The sequence below is a fragment of the Ensifer sp. SL37 genome (assembly GCF_026672675.1).
In the GTDB taxonomy this organism is placed as follows: Bacteria; Pseudomonadota; Alphaproteobacteria; order Rhizobiales; family Rhizobiaceae; genus Ensifer; species Ensifer adhaerens.
The window spans coordinates 1,078,348-1,100,378 of record NZ_JAPPRN010000001.1 but is presented as its reverse complement, the minus strand read 5'-3'; the positions used below and the strand labels follow the sequence as shown (position 1 = coordinate 1,100,378).

The window sequence follows — 22,031 nt, the reverse complement described above, 5'->3', positions numbered from 1 at the left end:
CCCGACGCTTATTGCTTCACGAAGATCGCGTCGTAGTTGATGACCCGGGTCGGATCGACGTAGATCTCGCCCTCGCCACCCATTCGCGGCGACTTGGCGACGACGCGGCGCTCGTTGGTGACGGGCACCCACGGCGCATCGGCCATAATGTCGGTGAAGATCTTGCCCCATTCCGCCTGCCGCTCGGCCGCCTTTGCCGGATCGGACATGGAATCGGCGGCAACGGCGCGCTTGTCGAGTGCCTCGTTGCAGTACCACGACCAGTTCCAGCCGCCCTGGACCGCACCGGAGCAGCCGAGGATCGGGCCGTAGAAGTTCGACGGGTCCGGGAAGTCGGCGATCCAGGCCATACCACCCGACCAGATCATCGGCGCTTCGCCTTCGGTGCCGCCGGCGGCAATGACGTTGGCCTGGGCCAGCGCCCGCACCTCCGCCTTGATGCCGATGGCGGCCAGATCCTGCTGGATCGCCTGGGCGATGCGCGGCTGCGGGTCGGTGTTGGTCGAATAGAGCACCGTCTCGAAGCCATCGCCATGTCCGGCCTCGGCGAGCAGGGCCTTCGCCTTCTCGACGTCATAGTCATAACCGGTGAACGCCTTGTCGTAACCCGGCATCAGCGGCGGCAGCGGCTGGTTGGCGGGCGTCGCGCGACCATTGAGGATGCGGGTGATACGCTCCTTGTTGATCGCCATATTGACGGCCTGACGAACCTTTACGTCGTCGAAGGGCTTCACCTTGGTGTTGAGCGTGACATAGCCGGTATGGAGCTGCTGTCCATCCACGATAATCTCGGCGCCTTCAGGCGAATTCTTGATTTCGAGGAATTTTGCCGGCGGAATACCGTCCCCGGCAATATCGACCTCCCCCTTCTGCAGTCGCAGCAGCGCCACCAGCGGCTCCTGGCCGACCTCGACCGTGAACTTGTCGATATGCGGCATGTCCTTGACGAAATAGTAGGGGTTGCGCTCGAAGGTCAGGCTCTGACCGACGGTCCAGTCCCTAAGGACGAAGGTGCCGGAGCCGACCGGCTTCTTGCCGAAGTCGCCGGCGGCAGCCTCGACCGCTTCCTTTGGCACGACCGAGGCGAAGTTGACGGCGAGCACGTGCAGGAAGGTTGCGTCCGGGCGCGACAGGTGGAAGACGACAGTCGCATCATCCGGCGCCTCAATGCCTTCAAGCGTCGCCGCCTTGCCGCCCGAGAGATCGTCGAAGCCCTTGATCGCGCCGAAGAAACCGGCGCCCGGCCCCTGCGTCTTCGGGTCGACCGCCCGTTCGATCGAATACTTCACGTCCGAGGCGACGATCTCGCGGCCGTTGGTGAATTTCACGCCCTTGCGCAGCTTGAACGTATAGGTCAGGCCATCCGGCGCGACGTCGAAGGTTTCGGCGAGCGACGGCACCAGCTCGGTGGTACCCGGCTTGTAGTCCATCAGGCGCGAGAACAGGCTCTTGATCATCGACCAGTTGACCCAGTCGTAGCCGATGGCGGGATCGAGCGTGGCGATATCGTCCTTGTAGGTGATGACGATATCTCCGCCCTGTTTCGGCGCATCCTGTGCAAGGGCCGAGAGCGGTGCTGCGAGCAGTGCCGCAGCGACGGTTGAAGTTCGAAGCCAGCTTTTGAACATTGTTGTTCCCCTTTTTGGTTGGTTTCGGATTAGCGGGCGCGGATGCGCGGATCGATGAGCGGCGCGACGAGGTCGGCAAGGAGGTTGCCAAGCACGATCGCGAGCGCCGAGACGAGCGTCACCCCCATGATGATCGGAATGTCGACCTGCTGGATCGCCTGCCAGGCGAGCTGGCCGATGCCTGGCCAGCCATAGACGGCCTCGACGACAACGACCCCACTCATGAATTGGCCGATATCGATGCCGACCATGGCGATGACGGGTAGAAGCGCGTTCGGCAGCGCATGGCGGAAGATGATGCGGAACGAGGACAGGCCCTTGGCACGTGCGGTGCGCACATAATCCTGGTTCAAGACGTCGATCATCGCCGAGCGCACCATGCGCGCATACCAGCCGGCACCGAGGATGCCGAGCGTCAGCGCCGGCAGGACCACATGGGCGAAGCTGCCGAAGCCGCTCATCGGGAACCAGGCGAGCGTGACCGCGAAGACATAGAGCAGCAAAAGGGCCGCAACGAATTGCGGTGCCGAGACGCCGACGAAGGATGCCATCATCACGAGCCGATCGACGAAACCGCCGCGCCGGATGGCCGCGACGACACCGAGAAACACGCCGAGCAGGACTTCGACGAAAATTCCGGCCGCCATCAGGATCAGCGTTGCCGGCAGGCGCGCCGCGATCAAGGTACCGACATCGGTCTTCTGCGCGTAGGAGCGACCGAGATCGCCCTGCACCAGCCCCTGGAGATAGCTCCAGAACTGAACGAGCAGCGGCTGGTCGAGCCCGAGTTCCCGACGAATGTTGGCGACCGTCTGCGCCGTTGCGCTGCGCCCGGCGATCATGCGCGCCGGGTCGGCGGGAAGCGCATAGAGCAACAGGAAGGTGATGGCGGCAACGCCGAGCAGGATGAGCGCGGTCTGCACGAGACGGCGCAGCAGAAGGAATGCCATCTCAGCCCCTCCCGCGTTGCGTCGGGTCGAGGATATCGCGGAGCGCATCGCCGACCAGATTGAAGGAGAGCGCGGTCAAAAGGATGACGGCGCCGGGGATGAACACCAGCCAGGGCGCGGCCTGGAAATAGCTCTGGCTCTCGAAGATGATGTTACCCCAGGAGGGTGTCGGCGGCTGGACGCCGATGCCGAGGAATGAGAGCGTCGCTTCGAGCAGCACCGTGGTTGCGATGCCGAGCGTGCCCCAGACGATCGCCGTCGGCACCAGATGCGGCAGGATGTGGTGAAACAGGATGCGCCCGTGGCCGGCGCCGAGTGAGCGCTCGGCGAGGATGAAGTCGCGTTCGACCAAGCCACGGGTCTCGGTATAGACGATGCGGGCGACCTGGACCCAGTTGACGAGCGCGATCACCATGGCGACGATCCAGAGACTTGGGCGCAGCAGTGCGGCAAGGACGATCGCCAGCAGCAGCGCCGGAAAGGCCATCATCAGGTCGGTGAAGCGCATCAGTGCGCTGCCGATAAGGCCCCGCATGTAGCCCGAGAGAATGCCGATCATGAGCCCGATCGAGACGGCAACGCCATTGGCGACGAGGCCGATGACAAGCGAAGTTCGGGCGCCATAGAGCAGGCGCGAAAAGAGGTCGCGGCCGAGCGTATCGGTACCGAGCAGGAACTGAGCACTCGGCGGCAACGGCGCTCCTTCGAGCGTCAGCCCGTCGAACATCTGTTCGTCCGGGCTATAGGGGGCAACCAGCGGAGCGGCCAAAGCGAGCATGACGACCAGTGCAACGACGACGAGACCGAACAGCGCCGCCGGCTGCCTGAACATGGATTTCAAAACCTGCATCAACCGGCCTCCGGCAAGGGCTCGGCACCGCCGAGGATGGAACCGGCGATCTGCTCCATCGACAGGCGCTTTTTCATCGCGCAATTGCGCAGGATTCCATAGGCTTGTTCTTCGTTGACATGGCAGGCCTGACCGATCTTCTGCACGGCGGCATGAACGAGCGGGCGCATGCGCACCCGTTCTTCGAGATGGGCGATCTTGTCGGCGACGGCGCGGCGCTCCTCGTGGATCCCAACCGCCAACACCAGGGCCGGGTAGACCGCCGAGGACGCGACCGGCTTGGCGATGATGGCCGCAACCCCCTGCCCCATCGCCCAGGCGACCCGGCCCGGTGCTTCCGAGCCGAGCAAGGCGATCAGCGGCCGTGGCGCCTGTTCGTCCTTCCAGGGCAAGAGCCCGCTCCAGCCCTGGTCAGCGTCGACGAGGATGATATCGGGCAGGTCGCGCGCATCGAGCGGCTGCCATTGTACGGTGACGTCGAAGCCGAAGAGCTTGAGCTGTCGCACCAGCCGCTCCGTCGTCTGGTCTTCGCGGTGCAGGATTGCCGCACGCCAGCCGGTGAAGTTCGGTGTTTCCCTCATGAGACGATCCGCAATTGGGGCGCCTTGCGCTTGCGCTGGCCGGTCAGATAGGGGTCGGCGGCAATTGACGGCAGCGATGTGACGATGTCGAAGCCTCCGTCGTCGCTGATGCGGCCGAGATGGAACGGCAACGCCGCATGGTGGGTCTGCGGATCGATCCTGAGCGGGCCGAGCACACTCTGATGCGCCGCTGCCGAAACAAGCTGCGTGATCGTCGCGGGATCGTCGACGCCCGCCTCGATGATCGCCTCGGCGCAAAGCTTGACGGAGGCATAGGCGCTGGCAAACAGGCTGGAGATGCGTCGCCCGGGGCCGAAGCGACTGGCAACGCGCAGCTTGAAGGCCGCATTGTCGGGCGAAACCACCGTGTCGAAATAGGAAGCGGCGCAGAGCTGGCCGGTCGCGACCCCGAGGCCAATGTCCGTCAGCTCGCACTCTTGCAGGTCGCAGCTGACGACCGGGCAATTTTCCGGCCGGAACCCCGGATCGCGCACGGCGAGCGCACGGATCGCCGCGTGGAAGGCGTAGCTGGAAGGACCGACGAGATTGTTGAGGATGAAGCTCGGCCGGCGCTGCTCGATTTCGGCGACGATCCGCTCGACCGCGGTTTCCTCGAGCGGCAGGTAACGCTCGCCGAGGATTGCGCCGCCGGCTTCCTCCACCAGCTCACGCGCCAGGCGGTTCATTTCCCAGCCCCAGACATAGTTTGCGCCGATCAGATAGGGCCGGTTGCCGAAACGCGGCAGCAGATAGTCGAGCAAGGGCAGCAAATGCTGGTTCGGGCAGCCGCCCGTATAGATCACGTTGTCGTTGGCCTCGAAGCCCTCATAGGGGCACATGTACCAGAGCAGGCCGTCGTGCTTTTCGACAAGCGGAATGACCTCCTTGCGAGCGAGCGAGGTGATGGTGCCGATGATGTGGCGGCATCCGTGGTCGCGCAGCAGCGATCTGGCGCCTTCGAGATAGCGGTCGATATTGGCTTCCGGATCGATGAAAACCGGCTCGATCCGGCCCGGATGGCTTGCCGCAATCTCCTCGATCGCCAATTCCGCGCCGTCGCGACAGTCGCGGCCCATCGTCCCGTAGGGCCCGGTCGTCGAATAGAGGATGCCGATCTTTACCGCGCCGCTCATGTACCCGCCAAAAACCAAAAACCCCACGACGCCGGGCCCATCGAAGATGGGGGCATCATGGGGCGAAACTGCCCGTCGACCATCGAGGTCATGTGAATGGATTGATCATGCTCAATCTGAGAGCATGATTAAGATACGGGCAATCGACGGCTGTCAAGCAAGGATTGGCAAGCTCGCAACCTATTATACGCAACTTTACAGACAGAGGCGGGTGGAGCACCGCAATCAAGCGCCACTGCTGCGCGGAGGCGCGTAGGAGGACATTCGGCCGACCGCATGCCGGCCGGCCGGGTCCATGTCCGGTCAGAACTTGCGGCTGATCGCGATCTTGAAGTTGCGGCCGGGCATCGCCGAGATCCCGTCGCTGAGATAGGGCTCGTAGTATTTGTCGAAGATATTGTCGACCGCGAGATGCACTTCGCCACCCTCCATGAAGCCCGATGTCGGCGTCCAGTCGAGGAAGAGGCCGTGCACCGCATAGCCGGCACTCGGCGGGCGCGCGTAGGTCTGTCCGCCCTGATTGTAGGGCGTGCGGTTCTGGTCGTCGACGAAGGTGCCTGTCCAGCCGAAGGCGAGGTCCTGATCCGGTACCTTGATCCCGGCCGTCGCGATCACGGTCAGGGGCGCCAGATCGTTGATATAGGTGTCCGGTCCCCAGACGTTGTTGACGGCGCCGGTCCGCTCGCCGGTCATCCAGGACACGCCGAGATCGGCGAACATACGCTCGGTCTCGTAGTGCGTCTGCCACTCGATGCCGCGGATATCGTAGGACGGCGTGTTCCAGTAAAATGGCACGTTGCCGGTAACGTCGGCGAGGTTGGCCGTGCCGAACCGGCGCGTTACCGGATTGGAGACGTGGTTGTTGTAGATCGAAATACGCGTCGACAGCATGTCGTCGGTCGTCAGCACGTCGTTGAAGCTCAAGTCGACACCAATGTTGAAGGTGCTGTTACGCTCGACCTCCAGATCACGGCTGGTGCCGGAAGCCTTGGTAAGCACGCTCTGGGTCGAATAGATTTCGTCAATGTTGGGCACCCGCATCGCATAGGCCCAGTCGGCAAAGAACCGCACCGACGGCGTGGCTTCCCATGACAGGCTGATCGCCGGCGTCACACCCTGGTGCGACACGGCTGAATAGTCGTGCCCGGCCAGCGGATTGTCGAACCGCGGCGCCTCGTTCGGCACGCCCTTCGAGCGCACATGGTCGTAGCGCAGGCCCGGCGTCACGGCAAACGCGTCCGTCAGTTCGATCCGATCGCGAACGAAAGCGGCAAAGGTCTTCTGCGAGCCCTCGGGCATGAACCAGGGGGCGTAGGAGCCGTAGTTGTACTGCGCCTGGGTGCGGTTGGCGATGTCATACATCCAGATGTCCCGGTCATGATCCAGGTACTGAATGCCATAGTTCAGGCTGTGCGACAGTCCGCCGAGCGTGAAGTTGGAGGTATTCTCCGCTTCGAACTTGATGTCTGTGTAGGTGGCATCGTTTTCGTAGCCGCCGACGGATGCGCTGGGGTTGAGCCCCGGAATGTCGGGCCGCTTCGCATGCTGGCCGGTCGACGAGAAGCTCCCCATCATGCGGTAATTCACCAGGTCGCTGTCGCCCGTATAGCTATAGGTAAGCGTCGAGGTGAAATCCTCGATTTCACGCCAGGTGAGAAGCCGGCGCATCGCTTCCTTGTAGCCGTAGCGGGTGATGTTGTAGTCCGACGGCGCCGACTGGCCGCGGATGGCGGCCACGGGTCCCCAATTGTCGTTTTGGCCGTAGGCGACCGTCCCCCTGATCTCGTGGCCGTCATATTCGGCACCGACATTGGCAAGCAGGGTGGTCAGCTTCGAGTTGGAATAGTTGTAGACCTCGCCGCCGCCGACGCGCATGTCGCCGCTTTTGCGCCATGTGCCGGCCAGAAGGCCATCATAGGTGATGGGGCCGCCGAAATCCGACTTTCCGTAGAGCGCGCCGGTTTCGAGAAACTGCTTGTTGGCACTCTGGAAACCGGACTTGGCCCAGACGCCCCATTCTTCGCCGGGCCTGAGTATGTCGGCCGCGTCCTTGGTCTCCATCAGCACCGTGCCGCCGAAGCCGCCATTGCCATAGCGCACCGATGTCGCGCCCTTTTCGATCTCGACGCGCTTGAGCAGTTCCGGCTCGATGAAGACTGTGCCCTGGTCGTACTTCTCGAAATTCTTCGGCGCGCCGTCGAGGATGATCCGCACGTCAGACTGCCGGGCAAAGCCGCGGATGGCGAGCGTTTGTCCTTCGATGCGCACGCCACCGCCCATCGACACGCCGGGCGTCTTCTGCAGCAATTCCGGAAGGCTCGATGCCTGGGCCTTTTCGATGTCCTCGGCATCAAGGACCGCGACGTTCGGCGCGCGGTCACCATCCTTGGCGTCGCCGCGGGCGACAATGGGCGCGAGCTTCGTGCCTTCGCCGTCTGCCGGCGTCGCGGCTTCCACCGCACCCATCAGCTTCACCGTCGAGCTGCCGACGAAACGATAGCGGACGCCCGTTCCGCTCAGCAACCGCGCCAGCGCCTCTTCGGCCGTCATCTCGCCGGAAAGGCCTGGCGTGGTGACACCTGAGGCGACCGAGCTGTCGAACACCACCTGCAGCTTGAGCTGTGAGGCCAGGCGATTGACGGCCGTCGTCAGCTTGCCCGCAGGTACGTCGACGTGATGCCGCACCGCATCTTGCGCAAGGGCGACGGTGGTGGTGAGGGCAAACACGGTGCCTGCCATCAGCAGGTTGAGAATTCCGGATTGGCGGCGGCGGCCGGTCGTATTCGAATATGACATGATGGTTCCAGACAGAGAGATGGCCGAAAAGGCCGGGGTCTGGTTTCTGGACGAACGAGGTGCCGGTTCAGGGACACCTCGTCCTCGATTTTTTTAGCGCAGGATCGTGACGTAGGCTCCGATCCGGGTGACCTTGACGTCGAAGGCTTCGGCAAGACCTTGCAATGCGCCGACGGGATCGGAGAGATCGAAGCTGCCGGACACCCGCCTGGCGCCGACGCCGGCATCGGCGATCAGGATCTTGCCGGGAACGTAGCGCCCGATTTCCTCGACGACGGACGCGATCGTGCGTTCCTCGAAAACCAGGCGCCCCTGCCGCCATGCTGCTGCCACGAATGGATCGACCGGCGTGACATCGCCGAGCCGGCCGTCATGGTCGTAGCTGACCTGCTCGTTGACCGCGACGCGGCGCGGCGGCATTGCCGCGTCCGTCGCGACCGATACGGCGTGTTCGAGAACGGTGACGCTGGTGCCGTCGTCGGTGAGGTTGACGTCGAATGCCGTCCCGAGTGCCGTCGTCGTGCCGCCTCCGGCCTTAACGACAAAGGGCCGTTGGCTGTCGGCCGCGACCTGGACGAAGGCCTCGCCACGCAGCAGCACGATCCGCCGCTCGGCGGAAGTGAACTGATAGGCGACGGCCGACTGGGCGTTGAGCTGCAGTGTCGAGCCATCCTCAAGGGTAAGAATCGGCCTTTCACCCTTGCCGGCGATGACGTCCGCCTGCATCCACAGGGCGCCGTCGAGCGCAACAAAAATGCCGGCGCCGACGCTGACGATGGCCGCCAGCGCTGTTGCGGTTTTTCGCCGCGTCCCTGTCCGCTTCACCGCCCTTTGGGCGAATTCCGGTTCGCGCCGGATCAAGAGCGATGCGTCACCGATCGCCCTTTGAGCGCGCGCAAAAATCTCGGCATGGGCAGGATCCTCCGCGCGCCAGCGTTCGAAGGCGAGCTGCAACGCTTCATCGTCGGGATCACCCGTCAGGCGGACGAGCCAATCCACCGCCTGCTCGCGCATCCTCCTGTCGCGCGCCGTCACAACACCTCCTCCAACCGGTCGAGGCAATGCAGATAGGCCTTGCGCAGATGCCGGTCGACCATGTTGCGACTGATCCCTGTGCGCATGGCGATTTCGTCCGAGGTGAGGTTGCCGATGCGGCTTGCGAGAAAGACGCGCCGCCGCTGCAGCGACATGTCCATGATCGCCCTCTTCAGGATCGCCAGCCGCCGGGGAAGATCGATGTTGGCATCAGGCGCAGTGATATCGCTGGCGACAGCCAGAGCGTCTTCTTCGCTACCGGAGAAAAGCTTGAACTCGAAGCGGTCGCGCCGCAGCCGGTCGATACCGAGATTGGCACAGGCGCGGCGCAGAAACGCCCTGAGCGACGACTTGCCCTCAAGCGGCGTGCGCCGATCGACCAACCGAACATAAAGCTCGTGAACGACCTCGTTCGCGGTTGCCGCCTGGTGACCACGCCGCCGCGTCATCGCGCAAAGCTCGTCGTAGTAGGCGACGATCGCGTCGTCGAGCATCAAATGCGAAGCTGATTTCTCTGGCATGATAGGTTTCAGGGCCGATCAGGAGCCGTCGGCAGAGCGAAGATGAGAGACAGGGCGCGGTGCAGACGAGGCAGCGCCGGCGTTCATTAGCGCGTCCGTGCGGTGTGCACAACAAATATGAGTATTGTACTCATCTTTAATTTCCGAGGCCGTCAGCAGTGCAACTAGCTCGAAAGGAGGCGTTGACCTCAGGGCTCAGAGTGAGACCCTCAGGCAGGGTTCACGCCGGTTATCAGCAAGAGCCAGATTTCCGGGCGACAAGAACCGAAAGGAGAAAGTCATGGCAGCGAACGGCAGCCTCAACGGAAAGTGCTTCTGCGGCGCAGTCGAGATCGAAGTGAGCGGCGATCCGGCCGCCATGGGTTATTGCCATTGCAGTTCCTGCCGAAGCTGGTCGGCAGGCCCGGTCAACGCCTTTACGCTCTGGCCACCGGAGAAGGTCAAGATCGTCAAGGGTGCGGACAATCTGGTTGGCTACCAGAAGACGGCAACGAGCGTGCGCAAATGGTGCAAGGCCTGCGGCGGGCATCTCATGACCGAACATCCGCTCTGGGGTGTCACCGACGTCTTTGCAGCGGCAATCCCGTCGCTTGCCTTCAAGCCGATGCTTCATGTCAACTATCAGGAGACGGTGCTGCCGATGAAGGACGGCCTGCCGAAGTATCGGGACTTCCCGCCGGCCTTCGGCGGAACGGGCGAGATGATGGCGGAATAGCTCATTTTCTGAGCACAATTCCGGACGGAAAACCGCTGTGCGCTTTTCCTGGAATTGCTTTACGCCTGCGCGGCGCCGGCCAGATAGTGCTGGAGCGCCGTGCGGGTATTGACGAACAGGCGGTCAGGGCCGAGCTGATCGGCAAAGCCGGATGCGCGCACATAGGCAAGCACGTCCGGGTTCAGCTCGGCCAGCCAGACGGTGACGCCGTGTTCGCTGATGCGGCGCTCGCCCTCCATCATCATCTGCAGCGCCGAATATTCGATGTCGAAAACCCGGCTCATGTCGAGCACGACAACTCTGGGCTTCTGCTTTGCGACCAGCATCTGCGCCTGGTCGGCCACCTGCTGGGCATTGCCAAAAAAGAGCCGACCCTCCGGGCGTAGGATCAAAAGTCCCTCGAAGGTCTCGTCATCGGGGTGCGCGGACGAGAGCGGCCGCAGCCGATCGGTGCCGCGCTTGCGGCCGACGACATAGACCTTCGCCGAGGCCGCCTGGCGCGCGAGCCCGATGAAGGACAGCACGATTGCAACGATGATGCCCTGCAGCGTGCCGAAAAACAGCACGCCGAGAAAGGCGGCCAACGCCCAGTGAAACTCCATCAGCCGGACCTTGCGGACGGAGAGGAAGTCCGCGGGCTTGATGAGCCCGACCGAGTAGACGATGACGATCGCCGCAAGCACGGCCTGCGGCAGCAGGCCGAGCAGCGGCGCCAGGACCAGCATGGTCGCAGCCGCAGCCGCCGCGGTGACCAGAGACGCCATCTGGCTGTGGCCGCCGACCGCTCGCACCACGGCGGTTTGCGACGTGCCGCCGCCGGCACTCATGGCACCGAAAAAGGCGCCCCCGAAATTCGCGGCACCCGTCGCCAGCAACTCGCGGTTCGCCCGGATCGGCGGGTCGGACGGAGCGGCAAAGGCCCGGCCGGCGGCAATGGTCTCGGTGAAGCTCATCAACGCGATGCCGAGCGCGCCCGGCAAGAGTTCCTGAACAAGACCCAAGCTCGGAAGTGTCAGCGAAGGCAGCGATTGCGGGATGAAGCCGACGGTGGAAACGCCGAGCGCGGCGAGACCCGCGAACCAGGAAAGCGCGATGCCCGCGGCCACCGCCAGAAGCGGCGCCGGCGAATGCGGCCAGAGGCGCTCCATCGCAAGCAAAGCCACCAGAGCCGCGGCCGCAATCGCGAGCGTGAGCATCGAGGTCTCGGACAGGTGCCCGGCGATGCTGAGGATATCGCGGAAGAAGCCTTCCTTGGTGATGTGAATGCCGAGCAGCTTCGGCACCTGGTCGAGCACGATGACAAGGCCGATGCCGGCCTTGAAGCCGATCAGCACCGGCGACGATATGAAATTGGCGACAAAGCCGAAACGCAGCAGCGATGCCAGGAACAGTAGCGCGCCGGTGAGCGCCGTCAGCGTCGCGGTCGCCGTCAGCAGCTTGGCCGGATCGCCATCCGGGACGGCAAGGCCGAGCTGCGTGCCGGCGAGGATCGCAAGCGTGGTGGTCGACGAGACGCTGAGAACGCGCGACGTGCCGAGAAGCGCGTAGATGATCATCGGCACGAAGGCGGTGTAGAGGCCGACACTGACGGGCAGGCCGGCGACCGTGGCATAGGCCATCGCCTTGGGCAGGACCACGGCGGCGGCCGTAAGACCTGCGATCACGTCGAGCCGCAGGCCCGCGGAGAGAGAGCGGCCGTCGCCGGCAAGTGAATGCTCATGCGATGCCATCCGGGTTGTCCTTTGGCAGGAGCTTTCATGAGATTATTCTAAAGCGATAGCACTCGGCCAAAGCGGTTGCAAGAAATGCAACTGACGGCATCGCATCCCGTTTGCCGGCCGGAAAACAGGCGCTGGAAGCCGACCCGACTCAGGGCTATCTTCAGAGCGGCGGCGGTGCGTTTGCGAAGGGATTTCGGCGGCGGCAAGCGAGCCTTGGGCCGATCGTCTTGGGGGCGCGGCTGGTTCGCCTTCCAGGCCTATCCGCGAGAGGGAGGATTGCGTGGCGGAATCTCAACGCCGGCGGCAGACGAAGAGAATGCGACGCCGGTTCTTCTCCAATCTCTACCAGCAGCTTCAGCTGCTCTGGCCGATCTTCTCAGCGATCCTGATCGTAATGGCAGGAACCGGCGTCGTCATCGGCCGCATCGAAGACTGGCGGCTCGACGAAGCGTTCTATTTCACCTTCGTCACGGGCCTGACCATCGGCTACGGCGACATCACGCCGAAGCATCTGAGCGCTCGGGTGCTGGCGCTGGTGATCGGTTTTTCCGGCATCGTACTGACCGGCCTCGTCGCTGCGGTCACCGTGCAGGCGCTGAATGAGACTAGCCGGGATGAGACCGACGACCACTGAGGGGGCAAGCCGGCAAGCCTTGCCCGCCCCCTCGTTTGACGGGTCAGCCGGCCACGAACCGGCCTTCGGATACGATCTCCGACAGCGCCTTGCGCGGGCTTGGCTGCTCGCGCTGCTGCAGCGCGTGCGGAAGCAGCGCCTTGTCGCCGAGACGCCCGATCGCGACGGCCGCTTCGATCCGATAGTTCTCGGGCACGCCGAGCTCCGTTCGCGCGCGCTCATAGTCGAGACCGGCCATACCATGCGCCTGCCAGCCGGAATGCGCTGCCTGCAGCGCAAGCGCACCCCAGGCGGCACCGGCATCGAAGGAATGGGTGTAGGACGCCACCTCTTCGCTACCGCCGGGCGGCAACAGTGAAGTCTTCGACAACACGAAGATCAGCGCCGATGCCTCCGCCGCCCAACTCCGGTTGAACTCGTTCAGGAGGCCGAGCAGCCTCTCCCAACCTTCACTGCCGCGGCGCGCATAGACGAAATGCCAAGGCTGGGCATTGTAGGCGGACGGCGCCCAGCGAGCAGCCTCAAGAATCTCGAACAGCTCGGGCTCGGAAATCTCGGCACCCGAATAGGCGCGCGGAGACCAGCGCTCGAGAAAAAGCGGGTTGATCGCATAATCTGCGACGCGGGAATTTACATGCAACGTCATGGGGATGTTCCATTCATCGACGGCGTGCCGCCGTCACTTCAGGTAATTGATGGCGGATTTGGTCACTGACGGCCGAAGCTTTGATAGCGTCCGCAGCGGCTTTTCAAGGTCGAGATCTCATCGGAAAGTTCGGCAATGCGATCCTTAAGCTCATGGACCGTGCCATCCTCGATATCGTCGAAACCAAAACAATCGCGTGCCTCGTGCAGTTCCAGCCGGCCCTGCAGGACCTCGCGGATTGCACTCAAACGCTCGTATTGCCGCAACATGCTCATCATGGACCTCATCTCAGGCGGCCGCCGCAAACTCGCGCCGGCCGACACCACCGAGATTATCCACTTAAACAGTAGATTAAAGGAATTCTGACCCAAAGAGCGGGCGGGACGTGGAAAACTGCTCCGCCCGGGCGACGACGCTGCGTCGCGGGCAAGAAAAGACCCGGGCGGTGGGAGGTCCGCCCGGGTCTGTCGAAATCAAGCGGTCGGACGAAATCATGCGGTCGGGAGGTCGTGCCCGTCGGGGCGGTTGCCGTCGAGAAAGCCCATATCCCGCTTCAGGTGATCCGACAGATCCCTGACGTCGACGACATCGGTCGTCCGGCTCTTCCTCGCGAACAGGAGCGCCAGCCAGGAACCGACGGAAAAATCGTTTGTCGACGAAAAACTACGTACTTGAATAGTTGTCATAGCCGTCATCCTCTTCATCAATCCGTCTAATGGACGGACCTTGAAAATGGTTGTGGACGGCATCAACTTCCAATCGAATATCGGTCACCATGCATAAGGCCATTTGATGCATAAGACACTTCCGCTTCCCCCATTGACGGCGATACGGGTCTTCGAGGCGGTCGCGCGCCATGGAAGTTTCACCAATGCCGCAAGCGAACTCGGCATGACGCAAGCTGCGGTGAGCTATCAGATCAAGGTGCTGGAAGATCGGATCGGCGCATCCCTGTTCCTCCGCCGCCCACGCCAGATCGCGCTCACCGAGGTCGGCCAGCGGCTTGCACCCGTGGTGACGCAGGTCTTCGAGCAGCTCAGCGAAGCCTATGTGAGCGCGCGCGGCGGCGCCCAGGGAACACTGGTCATCAGTACGATCGCGACCTTTGCCTCCAACTGGCTGGCGCGGCGCCTCGGCTCGTTTCAGATCACTCACCCCTCGCTTGCCGTGCGACTTCAAACCGAGCCGCATCTCGTCGACTTCAGTCGCGAGGAGGTCGATATCGGCATTCGCTCAGGCCGCGGCGAGTGGCCGGGACTTGCCGCCCACCGTCTGATCAACGCCGATTTTTCGCCGATGTTGAGCCCAGGCCTTGCGGCCAGCATCGGTGGCGTGAAGGAACCGGCCGACCTCCTGCGCCTGCCGCTTCTCGACCCCGGTGATCCCTGGTGGGCGCAGTGGTTTGCCGCCGCCAACGTGCCGGTGGAAGGGCTTGCGAGCCGGCCCGGCTCCAGCATGGGCGCCCAAGTCTATGAGGGAAATGCGGCCGCGGCCGGACAGGGCGTGGCGATCCTGACGCCGGCCTTCTTTGCCGCGGAACTCGCAGACGGGCGTCTGATCCAGCCCTTCGATCTGCTCTGCGACGAGAGCCAGGCCTTTTGGATGGTCTATCCGGAAAGCCGGCGAAACGCCCCGAAAATCAGCGCCTTCCGCCAGTGGATTCTCGGCGAGATCGGCCAACAAAAACGTTGAGGGCGGCTGTCGAAGCGGGGTGGCCTTGCGTCTCGACCGCCCCGGAAATTTCTCCCGTTCTGGAACCCTTCGGGCCACCGGGGAGTTGCACCCCCGTAGCGACCAGAGCGAGGGAGTGCGGGAGCGAAGATGCAAAGCGAGCCGACGGAACAGTTCCGCTCAGCCAGCGAAACCACCTGGTGGACCGCACACCGCGGCGATGGGCCGATCGTCGGCACGGCGATCCACAACGGGCACGCGATGCGCAGCGACGCCCGCGCGCTCACCGCCCTGACAGACGAGGAACGGCTGCGCGAGGAGGATCCGTTCACCGAGTTCGTCATCCGCGATCTTGCCAACCGCATCGTCGTCCACAGGTCCCGCTTCGAGGTCGACCTCAACCGTGCCCGCACGGGCGCGGTCTATCTTCAGCCGGCGCAAGCCTGGGGCCTTTCCGTCTGGCGGGAACATCCGCCCGTCGAGATGATCGAGGCGTCCCTCGCCGTCCATGACGAGTACTATGCCATGCTGCATTCGATGCTGACGGCGATCGAGCGCCGCCACGGTCGCTTCATCGTGCTCGACATGCACAGCTACAACCACCGGCGACAGGGGCCGGACGCCGCGCCTGCGGCTCCCGACGAAGCCCCGGAAATCAACATCGGGACCTCCTCGATGGATCGGCTCAGATGGGCCGGCGTCATCGATACGCTGATGTCGGCGCTCGGCACCGCCTCTATCGACGGCCGGCCGGTGGATGTACGCGAGAACGTCGCCTTCCAAGGACGCGGAGAGCAGACGCGCTTCATCCACGAGCATTTTCCCGAGACCGGCTGCGCGATCGCGATCGAGTTCAAGAAGACCTTCATGGACGAATGGACCGGCAAGCCGGATATCCGGGCGCTTCGTTCTCTGCGGGCACTGGTCTCTTCCCTCGTCCCGATCCTGACCGAAACGTTGGCGAGGCAGCGATGACGGAGGAGAAAGCGACGCCCGTAAGTCCGACCCCGGCCTGGCTCGACGAAGCCATCGGCCGGCTGACGGATGGCCGCGCCGTGCGGCGCGATTTCGGCGAGGGCGGACGGCTGCACATCGACCGCCTCGTTCCCTTCCTCTGCGTGCACATCGCCGCCGAGCACCAACAGCCGGTGGCGCGCGACATCGCCCAGGCGAACGCCGCCTATCTACTGGCGCCCGACATCGATACCGCCGCCGCAATCATCGAACGTGTCGGGCGCGTAATCGAACAGCGACTCGGCCTTTTCATCGTGCTCGAATTCGGTGAGCTCGAAAGCGATGAACCGCCGGCCAAGGACGCGCCCTTCCTGCCGCCCTTTTTGATCGAGGTGGTCGCCGGCGCGCGTGCCGCCGAGCAGGTCGCCGCCAAGGCCCTGATCGAGACGGCGGCAACGATCGAAGGAAAATTCCGCACACCGCATGTGACGCTCGTCGAGCGCCCAGCGGCGACAGCGACAGGCCGAAAGGCGCTTGCGCTCGACACCCCACACCTGACGGTGCGCTTCGCGCCGATCTACTGCGAGCCGGGAACGCGCCGCATCTATCCGCAACTGCGCGAGCGGCTGGTCGCGAGCATCTTCGACGCGGGGCTAAGAGCCGTTGCTGCTTTCGCCCGCGCAAAATCGGACAGTTTTCGGCTGCCGACGCACCGTGCCTTCGGCCGAAAAGCCTTCGTCGATGCCGTCGTGCGCGCCGACCGCGGCATCGACGAGATTGCCTCCAGCTTCGACTTCCTTCTGGCGGTGACGCCAATCAACGCCGAAGCCGCTTGGACGGAGTTCGCTTCGGGCGGCTTCTCCAAGAGTCCGCGTCTCTACTACCGGCCGCTGACGCTGCAGATCGAGACGGCCAAGCGGAAGCTCTTTTCCCTCAACTTCGAACATCTCGAAGATCCGCTGCTCTACGCCCTGTACCGGGAAAAGCAGCAGGAGGTCGATCTGCAGTTGTCGATGATCTCGGCGCGGGAGACGCGCACCTTCGTCGAGTTCGGTCGCGCCCTCTATGGCCCGGTGGAAGCCACGCTTCATGACGCCGCCTCCGAAATCCTGGCGCGCACTGCACCCGACCGCGATGCACGGTCTTCGGCCGCAGACAGGCGCGATTGCGAGTACATAAGGGAGCGCGCCCAGGCGATGATATCGGCCTATCGGCGCCAGTCGGCCGATTTTTCCGCCTCCGTCGACATTCGCGACGACCTGCCGGCTGGCTTGCTCGTTTCGCGCGGCCAGCTTTTGATCGCCAGGAGTTCCGCGCTCGACGCCGATCGCGTCGAGGCGCTGCTCAACCACGAGATTGGCGTGCATCTGCTGACCTATTTCAACGGTTCGGCCCAGGGGCTGCGTATCCTTCGCTCCGGACTGGCCGGTTACGAAGGCATGCAGGAGGGGCTCGCGGTCTTTGCCGAATATCTGAGCGCCGGCATGACGATAGACCGGCTGCGCGTGCTGGCGGCACGGGTCGTCGGCTGCGCCGCCATGCTCGACGGCGCACCCTTTCCGCAGACCTACCGGCTGCTCGTCGACGGTCATGGCTTTGCGGCCACCGAGGCCTTCAACATCACGCTGCGCATCTATCGCGGCGGCGGGCTGGTCAAGGACGCGATCTACCTGCGCGGCCTCTTGCAGCTTCTCGATCACCTCGCCGGCGGCGGCACTCTCGAACCGTTCTGGATGGGCAAGATCGCCGCCTCGCATTTCGGCGCGATCCAGGAACTCAGCCTGCGCGGCCTCCTTGGTACCGCAGCGCTCCGCCCTATCTTTCTCGATGAGGTCAAAGCGCGCGACCGACTTCAGCGAGCCCAAAGGGGACTGTCCCCGCTCGACTTGATCTCAGAGTAGGAAACCGAATGCGCATTGCCTTTCTCGTCAACTCCATCGAGGGCGAAGAGACGTTCTATGCGACGACGTCGCTGGCACTCGCCGCCCTCGCCCGCGGCCATGAGATCGTCTACCTCACGCCAGGCGATTTCGTTCTGACACCCGACGGCCGCCTGATCGTCCATGCGCTTTCTCTCGGAACTGCAAAGCCGCGCAAGGCTGAAACCTTCATTGCGGCACTGCGGGGTGATGCGACGCGGCGCGAGGTCCTGGACATTACGGATATCCAGATCCTCTTTCTGCGCAACGACCCCTCGGAGGATGCCGCAACGCGTCCCTGGGCGACCCAGGCCGGCATCATCTTCGGGCGGCTCGCCGCCGAGCGCGGTGCGATCGTCGTCAACGACCCGGACGGATTGGCGGCAGCACAGAACAAGCTCTATCTGCAGGGTTTTCCCGAGGTCGTCCGTCCAACCACGCTGATCACGAAACACATGGAGGAGGTCCGGTCCTTCCTCGACGCCCATCCCGAAGGCGTCATCCTGAAGCCGCTGCAGGGCTCCGGCGGCAAGAACGTCTTCAAGGTCGGCTCCAGCCATGAGACGAACCTCAACCAGATCTTCGAGGCCGTCAGCGAGATGGGCTATGTGATCGCGCAGGAATACCTGCCGGCGGCGACGGAGGGCGACGTCCGCCTGTTCCTGATGAACGGCCGGCCGCTCAAGCGTGGCGACACCTATGCCGCCGTGCGGCGCGTTCCGGCGGAAGGCGAGTTGCGCTCCAACATGCATGTCAACGGCCGGCCCGCCGCGGCCGTCGTCACCCCGGCGATGCTTGCCGTCGCCGAAGAGATGCGCCCCAAACTGGTGCGCGACGGCATGTTCCTGGTCGGCCTCGACGTCGTCGGCGACAAGCTGGTGGAGGTCAATGTCTTCACGCCCGGCGCCCTGCCCGAGATCGCCGAGCTGACCTCGATCGATTTCAGCGAAGACATCGTCGCCGAGCTCGAACGGAAGGTCGAGATAAGGCGGGCCAATGATGGCGTGCTTTCCAATCGGGAGCTTGCGACCCTTTGATGGCGGCCAAGGTGGCTCTCACCCGGCGACGGCCTCGTGCCAGTGGCTGGCCGGCGGCACCACGCCCTTGGTGAAGAGGAAGCTGCCGAAGCGGCGCGCCTCGCCCGTCACGATGATACAATAGGCGCGCTTCGCTTCCTCGTGGAAGGCGAAACGCTCGATCGCATACATCTTCGAAAGAATACCATCCGCACGCACGAGCTCGGCCTGCACCTCGCGCTGGACGTCCGGCAGTTCGCCCGCCTCTCCGTCCGGCGTCAGCCGCGCCGCCGAGGGCTGCAGCGGCGTGTCGAGCGGCATGACGGAAAGAATGGCGCGCACCGCACGCGCGGCCGAGACATTCGCAATGTGCAGCGGTAGGCCGAGCCGGGTGTGGCGGGCGATCGTGTCGGCGGGAAAATTCGCGTCAACGATCGCGATCCGGTCTCCATGTCCCATTGAGCGTAGTGCATGCAGCACGTCGGCGTTTAGCGCCGGATCGATGTTCTTGAGCATCAGCCTAACCTTCCCCATTTGCTTCTGCGTGAAAACCAGGCCGCAGAGATCCCCGCGGGCGGGTCTATCGACCCGACCACCTTGTCCTTCACCGCGTTTCGTCGATTGCGGCGGGCGGCGATCCGTCCGCACGTGGCTCCCGGTCTTAGATACCGGTCAGCCGTTCGCGATATTTATCTATGATGACGGCGAGGATGATGACGACACCGGTGATCATCTGCCGCATGAAATCGCTGAGCCCGAACAGGATGAGGCCGTTGGCAAGCACCCCAGTGATGCAGGCACCGAGCAGGGTGCCGATCACCGTGCCGCGGCCGCCGTTGAGGCTCGTGCCACCGATGATGACGGCGGCGATCGCGTTCAGCTCGAAGCCGATGCCGATGATCGGGCTCGCGATGTTAAGGCGGGCCATGTAGACCATGGCGGCGATGCCGACGAGCGCACCGGCAATCGTGAAGGCCGCCACTTTGTAGAACATCAGCGAATGGCCGGCGAGACGCACGGCCTCCTCGTTGTTGCCGATGCCATAGAGCAGCCGGCCGAACACCGTCTTTGACAGTACGAACCAGGCGATCGCGACGAGCAGCAGCGCGATCAGGAAGACGACGGGGATGCCGAAGATCATCTGCGAGCCGAAGGCGTTGAAGCTCGGCGGAAACGAATAGATCGTGCGTGCGTCCGTCACCTGCAGCGCGGCACCGCGGGCGATGTTCAGCATGCCAAGCGTGACGATGAAGGAGGGCAGCCCCCAGAAGGCGCTGATCCAGCCATTCAGGAAGCCACAGACGACGCCGGTGCCGACAGCGGCGAGCGTTGCCAGCGCCACGGCCTGGAACACCGAGAGATCGGGAATCGTCAACACCGTGCCGCCGACGACGGCGCAGAAGGCCAGCATCGAGCCGACGGAAAGATCAATGCCGCCGATCAGGATGACGAAGGTCATGCCGACGGCGAGGATCAGGTTGATGGTGATCTGCGTCAGGATGTTGGAGATGTTGTTGGCCGTCAGGAAGTGCTCGGTCGAGACCGAGAAGAAGAGGATCAAAAGCAGGAGCGCCAGGCCGATGCCGGCATCGCGCAGGAGCACCTTTGGCGACCAGCCCGGCAGCTGGCGGGCATGGACGGTTTCGCCGGCTTGTGTCTTTTCGAGTGCTTGCATCTTACTGCCTCGCCTGTTGCTGCTCGCCCTGGTAGGCAAATTGCAGGATACGTTCTTCGGAGAATTCCGGCCGCGACAGCTCGCCGACGACACGGTGCTGCGACATCACGAGGATGCGGTCCGACAGGGTCATCAGTTCCGGCAGCTCCGACGAGACGATCAACAGCGCCAAGCCACGTTCAGCGAACTGGCGGATCAGGGCATAAATCTCGGCCTTGGCGCCGACGTCGACGCCGCGTGTCGGCTCGTCGAGCAGCAGTACCTTCGGATTGCGCGCCAGCCATTTGGCGAGCACCACCTTCTGCTGGTTGCCGCCCGAGAGCGTCGCGGCATTCTTGCCGGGTCCGCCATATTTCAGCTTGAGCTCGGCGCCGAGCCGTTCCGTCACTTCGATTTCCGCCTTCCTGTCAAGGATGCCGGCACGCGAGACGTCCGAGAGGGACGCGAGCGTGACATTGGCCGAAATCGACATGTTGAGGATCAGGCCTTCCTCTTTCCGGTCCTCGGTCACGAAGCCGATACCGGCATTGATCGCCTCGCGCGGCGAGCGGAAGGAGGCGCGCTTCCCCTCAAGGAAGAGCTCACCGGAGAGCGGCCGTTGAGCGGCCGCGATCGCCCGCAGAAGCTCGGTGCGGCCGGAGCCGACAAGCCCGGCGATCCCCAGGATTTCGCCCTTGTGCAGGTGCAGTGAAATGCCCTCGGCATGCGGCGATTGCGGCGGGCGAAACCGGGCAAGCGACAACGCCTGTGCCGGCCGAGCAAACGAGACCACTTCGCTCGCCATCTGCTGCTGCAGCTTGCGGCCCACCATGGCGCGCACAAGTTCGTCCTGATTGGTCTCGACGATCGGCCGCGAGAACACCGTCTCGCCGTTGCGCAGCACCGTCACCCGATCGCAGATGCGGAAGACCTCGTCGAGATGATGCGACACGAAAACGATCGAGACGCCGCGACGGCGAAGGTCGCTGACGATCTTGAACAGCCGCTCGGTTTCGCGCGACGTCAGCGTCGCCGTCGGCTCGTCGAGGATGAGAATACGGCTTTCCGTCATCAGCGCGCGCGCCACCTCGACCAACTGTCGGTGGGCGATGCCGAGGCGCGCGACCGGCCAGCGCACGTCGATGTCGCTGAGGCCGATGGCGTCGAGTGCGGCCCGTGCGCCGGCATGCATCTCCTGCCGTCTAACGACGCCGAACGCATTGCGCGGCAGATGCTCGATGAAGATGTTTTCCGCCACCGACAGATGGGGCAGAAGGTTGAATTCCTGGTGCACCACCTGGAGACCGTTGGCCTTGGCCTCCCGGGGCGTGGCCGGCGCATAGGCCCGGCCTGCAAGATTGATTGCGCCCTCGTCCGGACGGACGATACCGCAGAGAACCTTGATCAAAGTCGATTTGCCGGCACCGTTCTCGCCGATGAGGCCGTGCACTTCGCCCGGCTGAATGGAGAGGCTGACGCCGTTCAGTGCCTTGGTACCCCCGAAGGCCTTCTTAACATCGTGCAGTTCCAGAACCGGCGGCATCGAAACGCCAGCCGCTTCCGCCTGCACGGTTTGCGTGTTCATCATGACCTGGCCCTTTTGAAAC

Annotated in this window: 21 protein-coding genes; 6 read left to right on the top strand and 15 right to left on the bottom strand. The window is 63.8% G+C overall.

Going from position 1 to position 22,031, the window contains the following annotated elements:
• Positions 1 to 8: 8 nt before the first annotated feature.
• The 8 genes from OVA00_RS04995 to OVA00_RS04960 form a co-directional block, all read right to left on the bottom strand.
• The gene (locus OVA00_RS04995; RefSeq protein ID WP_268088213.1) at positions 9 to 1,628 is read right to left on the bottom strand and encodes an ABC transporter substrate-binding protein; all 1,620 of its coding nucleotides are present in this window, start codon (positions 1,626 to 1,628) and stop codon (positions 9 to 11) included.
• 29 nt (positions 1,629 to 1,657) lie between these two features.
• Entirely contained in the window at positions 1,658 to 2,578 is a 921-nt protein-coding gene (locus tag OVA00_RS04990; RefSeq protein ID WP_268088212.1) for an ABC transporter permease, read from the bottom strand.
• A gap of 1 nt (position 2,579) precedes the next feature.
• Positions 2,580 to 3,428, bottom strand: coding sequence for an ABC transporter permease (locus OVA00_RS04985; protein ID WP_034805438.1), 849 nt, complete (start codon positions 3,426 to 3,428; stop codon positions 2,580 to 2,582).
• A complete protein-coding gene (locus tag OVA00_RS04980; protein ID WP_060530382.1) occupies positions 3,428 to 4,009 on the bottom strand; it encodes an ANTAR domain-containing response regulator in 582 nt (193 codons plus the stop codon). The genes OVA00_RS04985 and OVA00_RS04980 overlap by 1 nt, the downstream gene beginning before the upstream one ends.
• Positions 4,006 to 5,142 carry a transporter substrate-binding protein gene (locus OVA00_RS04975; protein WP_060521916.1) on the bottom strand — a complete coding sequence of 379 codons (1,137 nt, stop codon included), beginning with the start codon at positions 5,140 to 5,142 and terminating at the stop codon, positions 4,006 to 4,008. The genes OVA00_RS04980 and OVA00_RS04975 overlap by 4 nt, the downstream gene beginning before the upstream one ends.
• Before the next feature lie 303 nt (positions 5,143 to 5,445).
• Complete coding sequence (locus OVA00_RS04970; protein ID WP_268088207.1) at positions 5,446 to 7,938, bottom strand: TonB-dependent receptor; 2,493 nt, start codon at positions 7,936 to 7,938, stop codon at positions 5,446 to 5,448.
• A gap of 93 nt (positions 7,939 to 8,031) precedes the next feature.
• Positions 8,032 to 8,973 (bottom strand): FecR family protein, encoded by a 942-nt coding sequence (locus OVA00_RS04965; protein ID WP_162765870.1) that lies wholly within the window; start codon positions 8,971 to 8,973, stop codon positions 8,032 to 8,034.
• Complete coding sequence (locus OVA00_RS04960) at positions 8,970 to 9,494, bottom strand: RNA polymerase sigma factor (RefSeq protein ID WP_113187172.1); 525 nt, start codon at positions 9,492 to 9,494, stop codon at positions 8,970 to 8,972. Before OVA00_RS04960 ends, OVA00_RS04965 begins: the two co-directional genes overlap by 4 nt.
• 280 nt (positions 9,495 to 9,774) lie before the next feature.
• Here OVA00_RS04960 and OVA00_RS04955 point away from each other — a divergent pair, with 280 nt between their 5' ends.
• Complete coding sequence (locus OVA00_RS04955; protein ID WP_034798487.1) at positions 9,775 to 10,209, top strand: GFA family protein; 435 nt, start codon at positions 9,775 to 9,777, stop codon at positions 10,207 to 10,209.
• Between the two features lie 59 nt (positions 10,210 to 10,268).
• Here the strand turns inward: OVA00_RS04955 and OVA00_RS04950 are convergent, their stop codons facing one another.
• The gene (locus tag OVA00_RS04950; protein WP_034798485.1) at positions 10,269 to 11,939 is read right to left on the bottom strand and encodes a SulP family inorganic anion transporter; all 1,671 of its coding nucleotides are present in this window, start codon (positions 11,937 to 11,939) and stop codon (positions 10,269 to 10,271) included.
• 307 nt (positions 11,940 to 12,246) lie between these two features.
• Here OVA00_RS04950 and OVA00_RS04945 point away from each other — a divergent pair, with 307 nt between their 5' ends.
• On the top strand, positions 12,247 to 12,564 hold the full coding sequence (locus tag OVA00_RS04945; protein ID WP_034798484.1) for a potassium channel family protein: 318 nt from the start codon (positions 12,247 to 12,249) through the stop codon (positions 12,562 to 12,564).
• A 43-nt stretch (positions 12,565 to 12,607) separates the two neighbouring features.
• Here the strand turns inward: OVA00_RS04945 and OVA00_RS04940 are convergent, their stop codons facing one another.
• The 3 genes from OVA00_RS04940 to OVA00_RS04930 all read right to left on the bottom strand — a co-directional run bounded on the left by OVA00_RS04940 (position 12,608) and on the right by OVA00_RS04930 (position 13,896).
• Positions 12,608 to 13,210, bottom strand: coding sequence for a nitroreductase family protein (locus tag OVA00_RS04940; protein WP_060521914.1), 603 nt, complete (start codon positions 13,208 to 13,210; stop codon positions 12,608 to 12,610).
• Between the two features lie 62 nt (positions 13,211 to 13,272).
• A complete protein-coding gene (locus tag OVA00_RS04935; protein ID WP_370689606.1) occupies positions 13,273 to 13,485 on the bottom strand; it encodes a hypothetical protein in 213 nt (70 codons plus the stop codon).
• Between the two features lie 216 nt (positions 13,486 to 13,701).
• Positions 13,702 to 13,896, bottom strand: coding sequence for a hypothetical protein (locus OVA00_RS04930; RefSeq protein ID WP_034798505.1), 195 nt, complete (start codon positions 13,894 to 13,896; stop codon positions 13,702 to 13,704).
• Between the two features lie 106 nt (positions 13,897 to 14,002).
• Here OVA00_RS04930 and OVA00_RS04925 point away from each other — a divergent pair, with 106 nt between their 5' ends.
• From OVA00_RS04925 to OVA00_RS04910, 4 genes are all read left to right on the top strand, one after another.
• Positions 14,003 to 14,902, top strand: a complete 900-nt coding sequence (locus OVA00_RS04925; protein ID WP_268088200.1) for a LysR substrate-binding domain-containing protein — start codon at positions 14,003 to 14,005, stop codon at positions 14,900 to 14,902.
• A 129-nt stretch (positions 14,903 to 15,031) separates the two neighbouring features.
• Positions 15,032 to 15,856 carry an N-formylglutamate amidohydrolase gene (locus tag OVA00_RS04920; protein WP_090296452.1) on the top strand — a complete coding sequence of 275 codons (825 nt, stop codon included), beginning with the start codon at positions 15,032 to 15,034 and terminating at the stop codon, positions 15,854 to 15,856.
• Positions 15,853 to 17,736, top strand: a complete 1,884-nt coding sequence (locus tag OVA00_RS04915; RefSeq protein ID WP_268088199.1) for a flavohemoglobin expression-modulating QEGLA motif protein — start codon at positions 15,853 to 15,855, stop codon at positions 17,734 to 17,736. The genes OVA00_RS04920 and OVA00_RS04915 overlap by 4 nt, the downstream gene beginning before the upstream one ends.
• A gap of 8 nt (positions 17,737 to 17,744) precedes the next feature.
• Positions 17,745 to 18,791 (top strand): glutathione synthetase, encoded by a 1,047-nt coding sequence (locus OVA00_RS04910; RefSeq protein ID WP_060529375.1) that lies wholly within the window; start codon positions 17,745 to 17,747, stop codon positions 18,789 to 18,791.
• Positions 18,792 to 18,809: 18 nt separating this feature from the next.
• Here the strand turns inward: OVA00_RS04910 and OVA00_RS04905 are convergent, their stop codons facing one another.
• From OVA00_RS04905 to OVA00_RS04895, 3 genes are all read right to left on the bottom strand, one after another.
• Positions 18,810 to 19,286, bottom strand: coding sequence for an RbsD/FucU family protein (locus OVA00_RS04905; RefSeq protein ID WP_060644571.1), 477 nt, complete (start codon positions 19,284 to 19,286; stop codon positions 18,810 to 18,812).
• Positions 19,287 to 19,431: 145 nt separating this feature from the next.
• Positions 19,432 to 20,445, bottom strand: a complete 1,014-nt coding sequence (locus tag OVA00_RS04900; protein ID WP_060521908.1) for an ABC transporter permease — start codon at positions 20,443 to 20,445, stop codon at positions 19,432 to 19,434.
• Position 20,446: 1 nt separating this feature from the next.
• Positions 20,447 to 22,009, bottom strand: coding sequence for a sugar ABC transporter ATP-binding protein (locus tag OVA00_RS04895; protein WP_268088501.1), 1,563 nt, complete (start codon positions 22,007 to 22,009; stop codon positions 20,447 to 20,449).
• Positions 22,010 to 22,031: the final 22 nt, after the last annotated feature.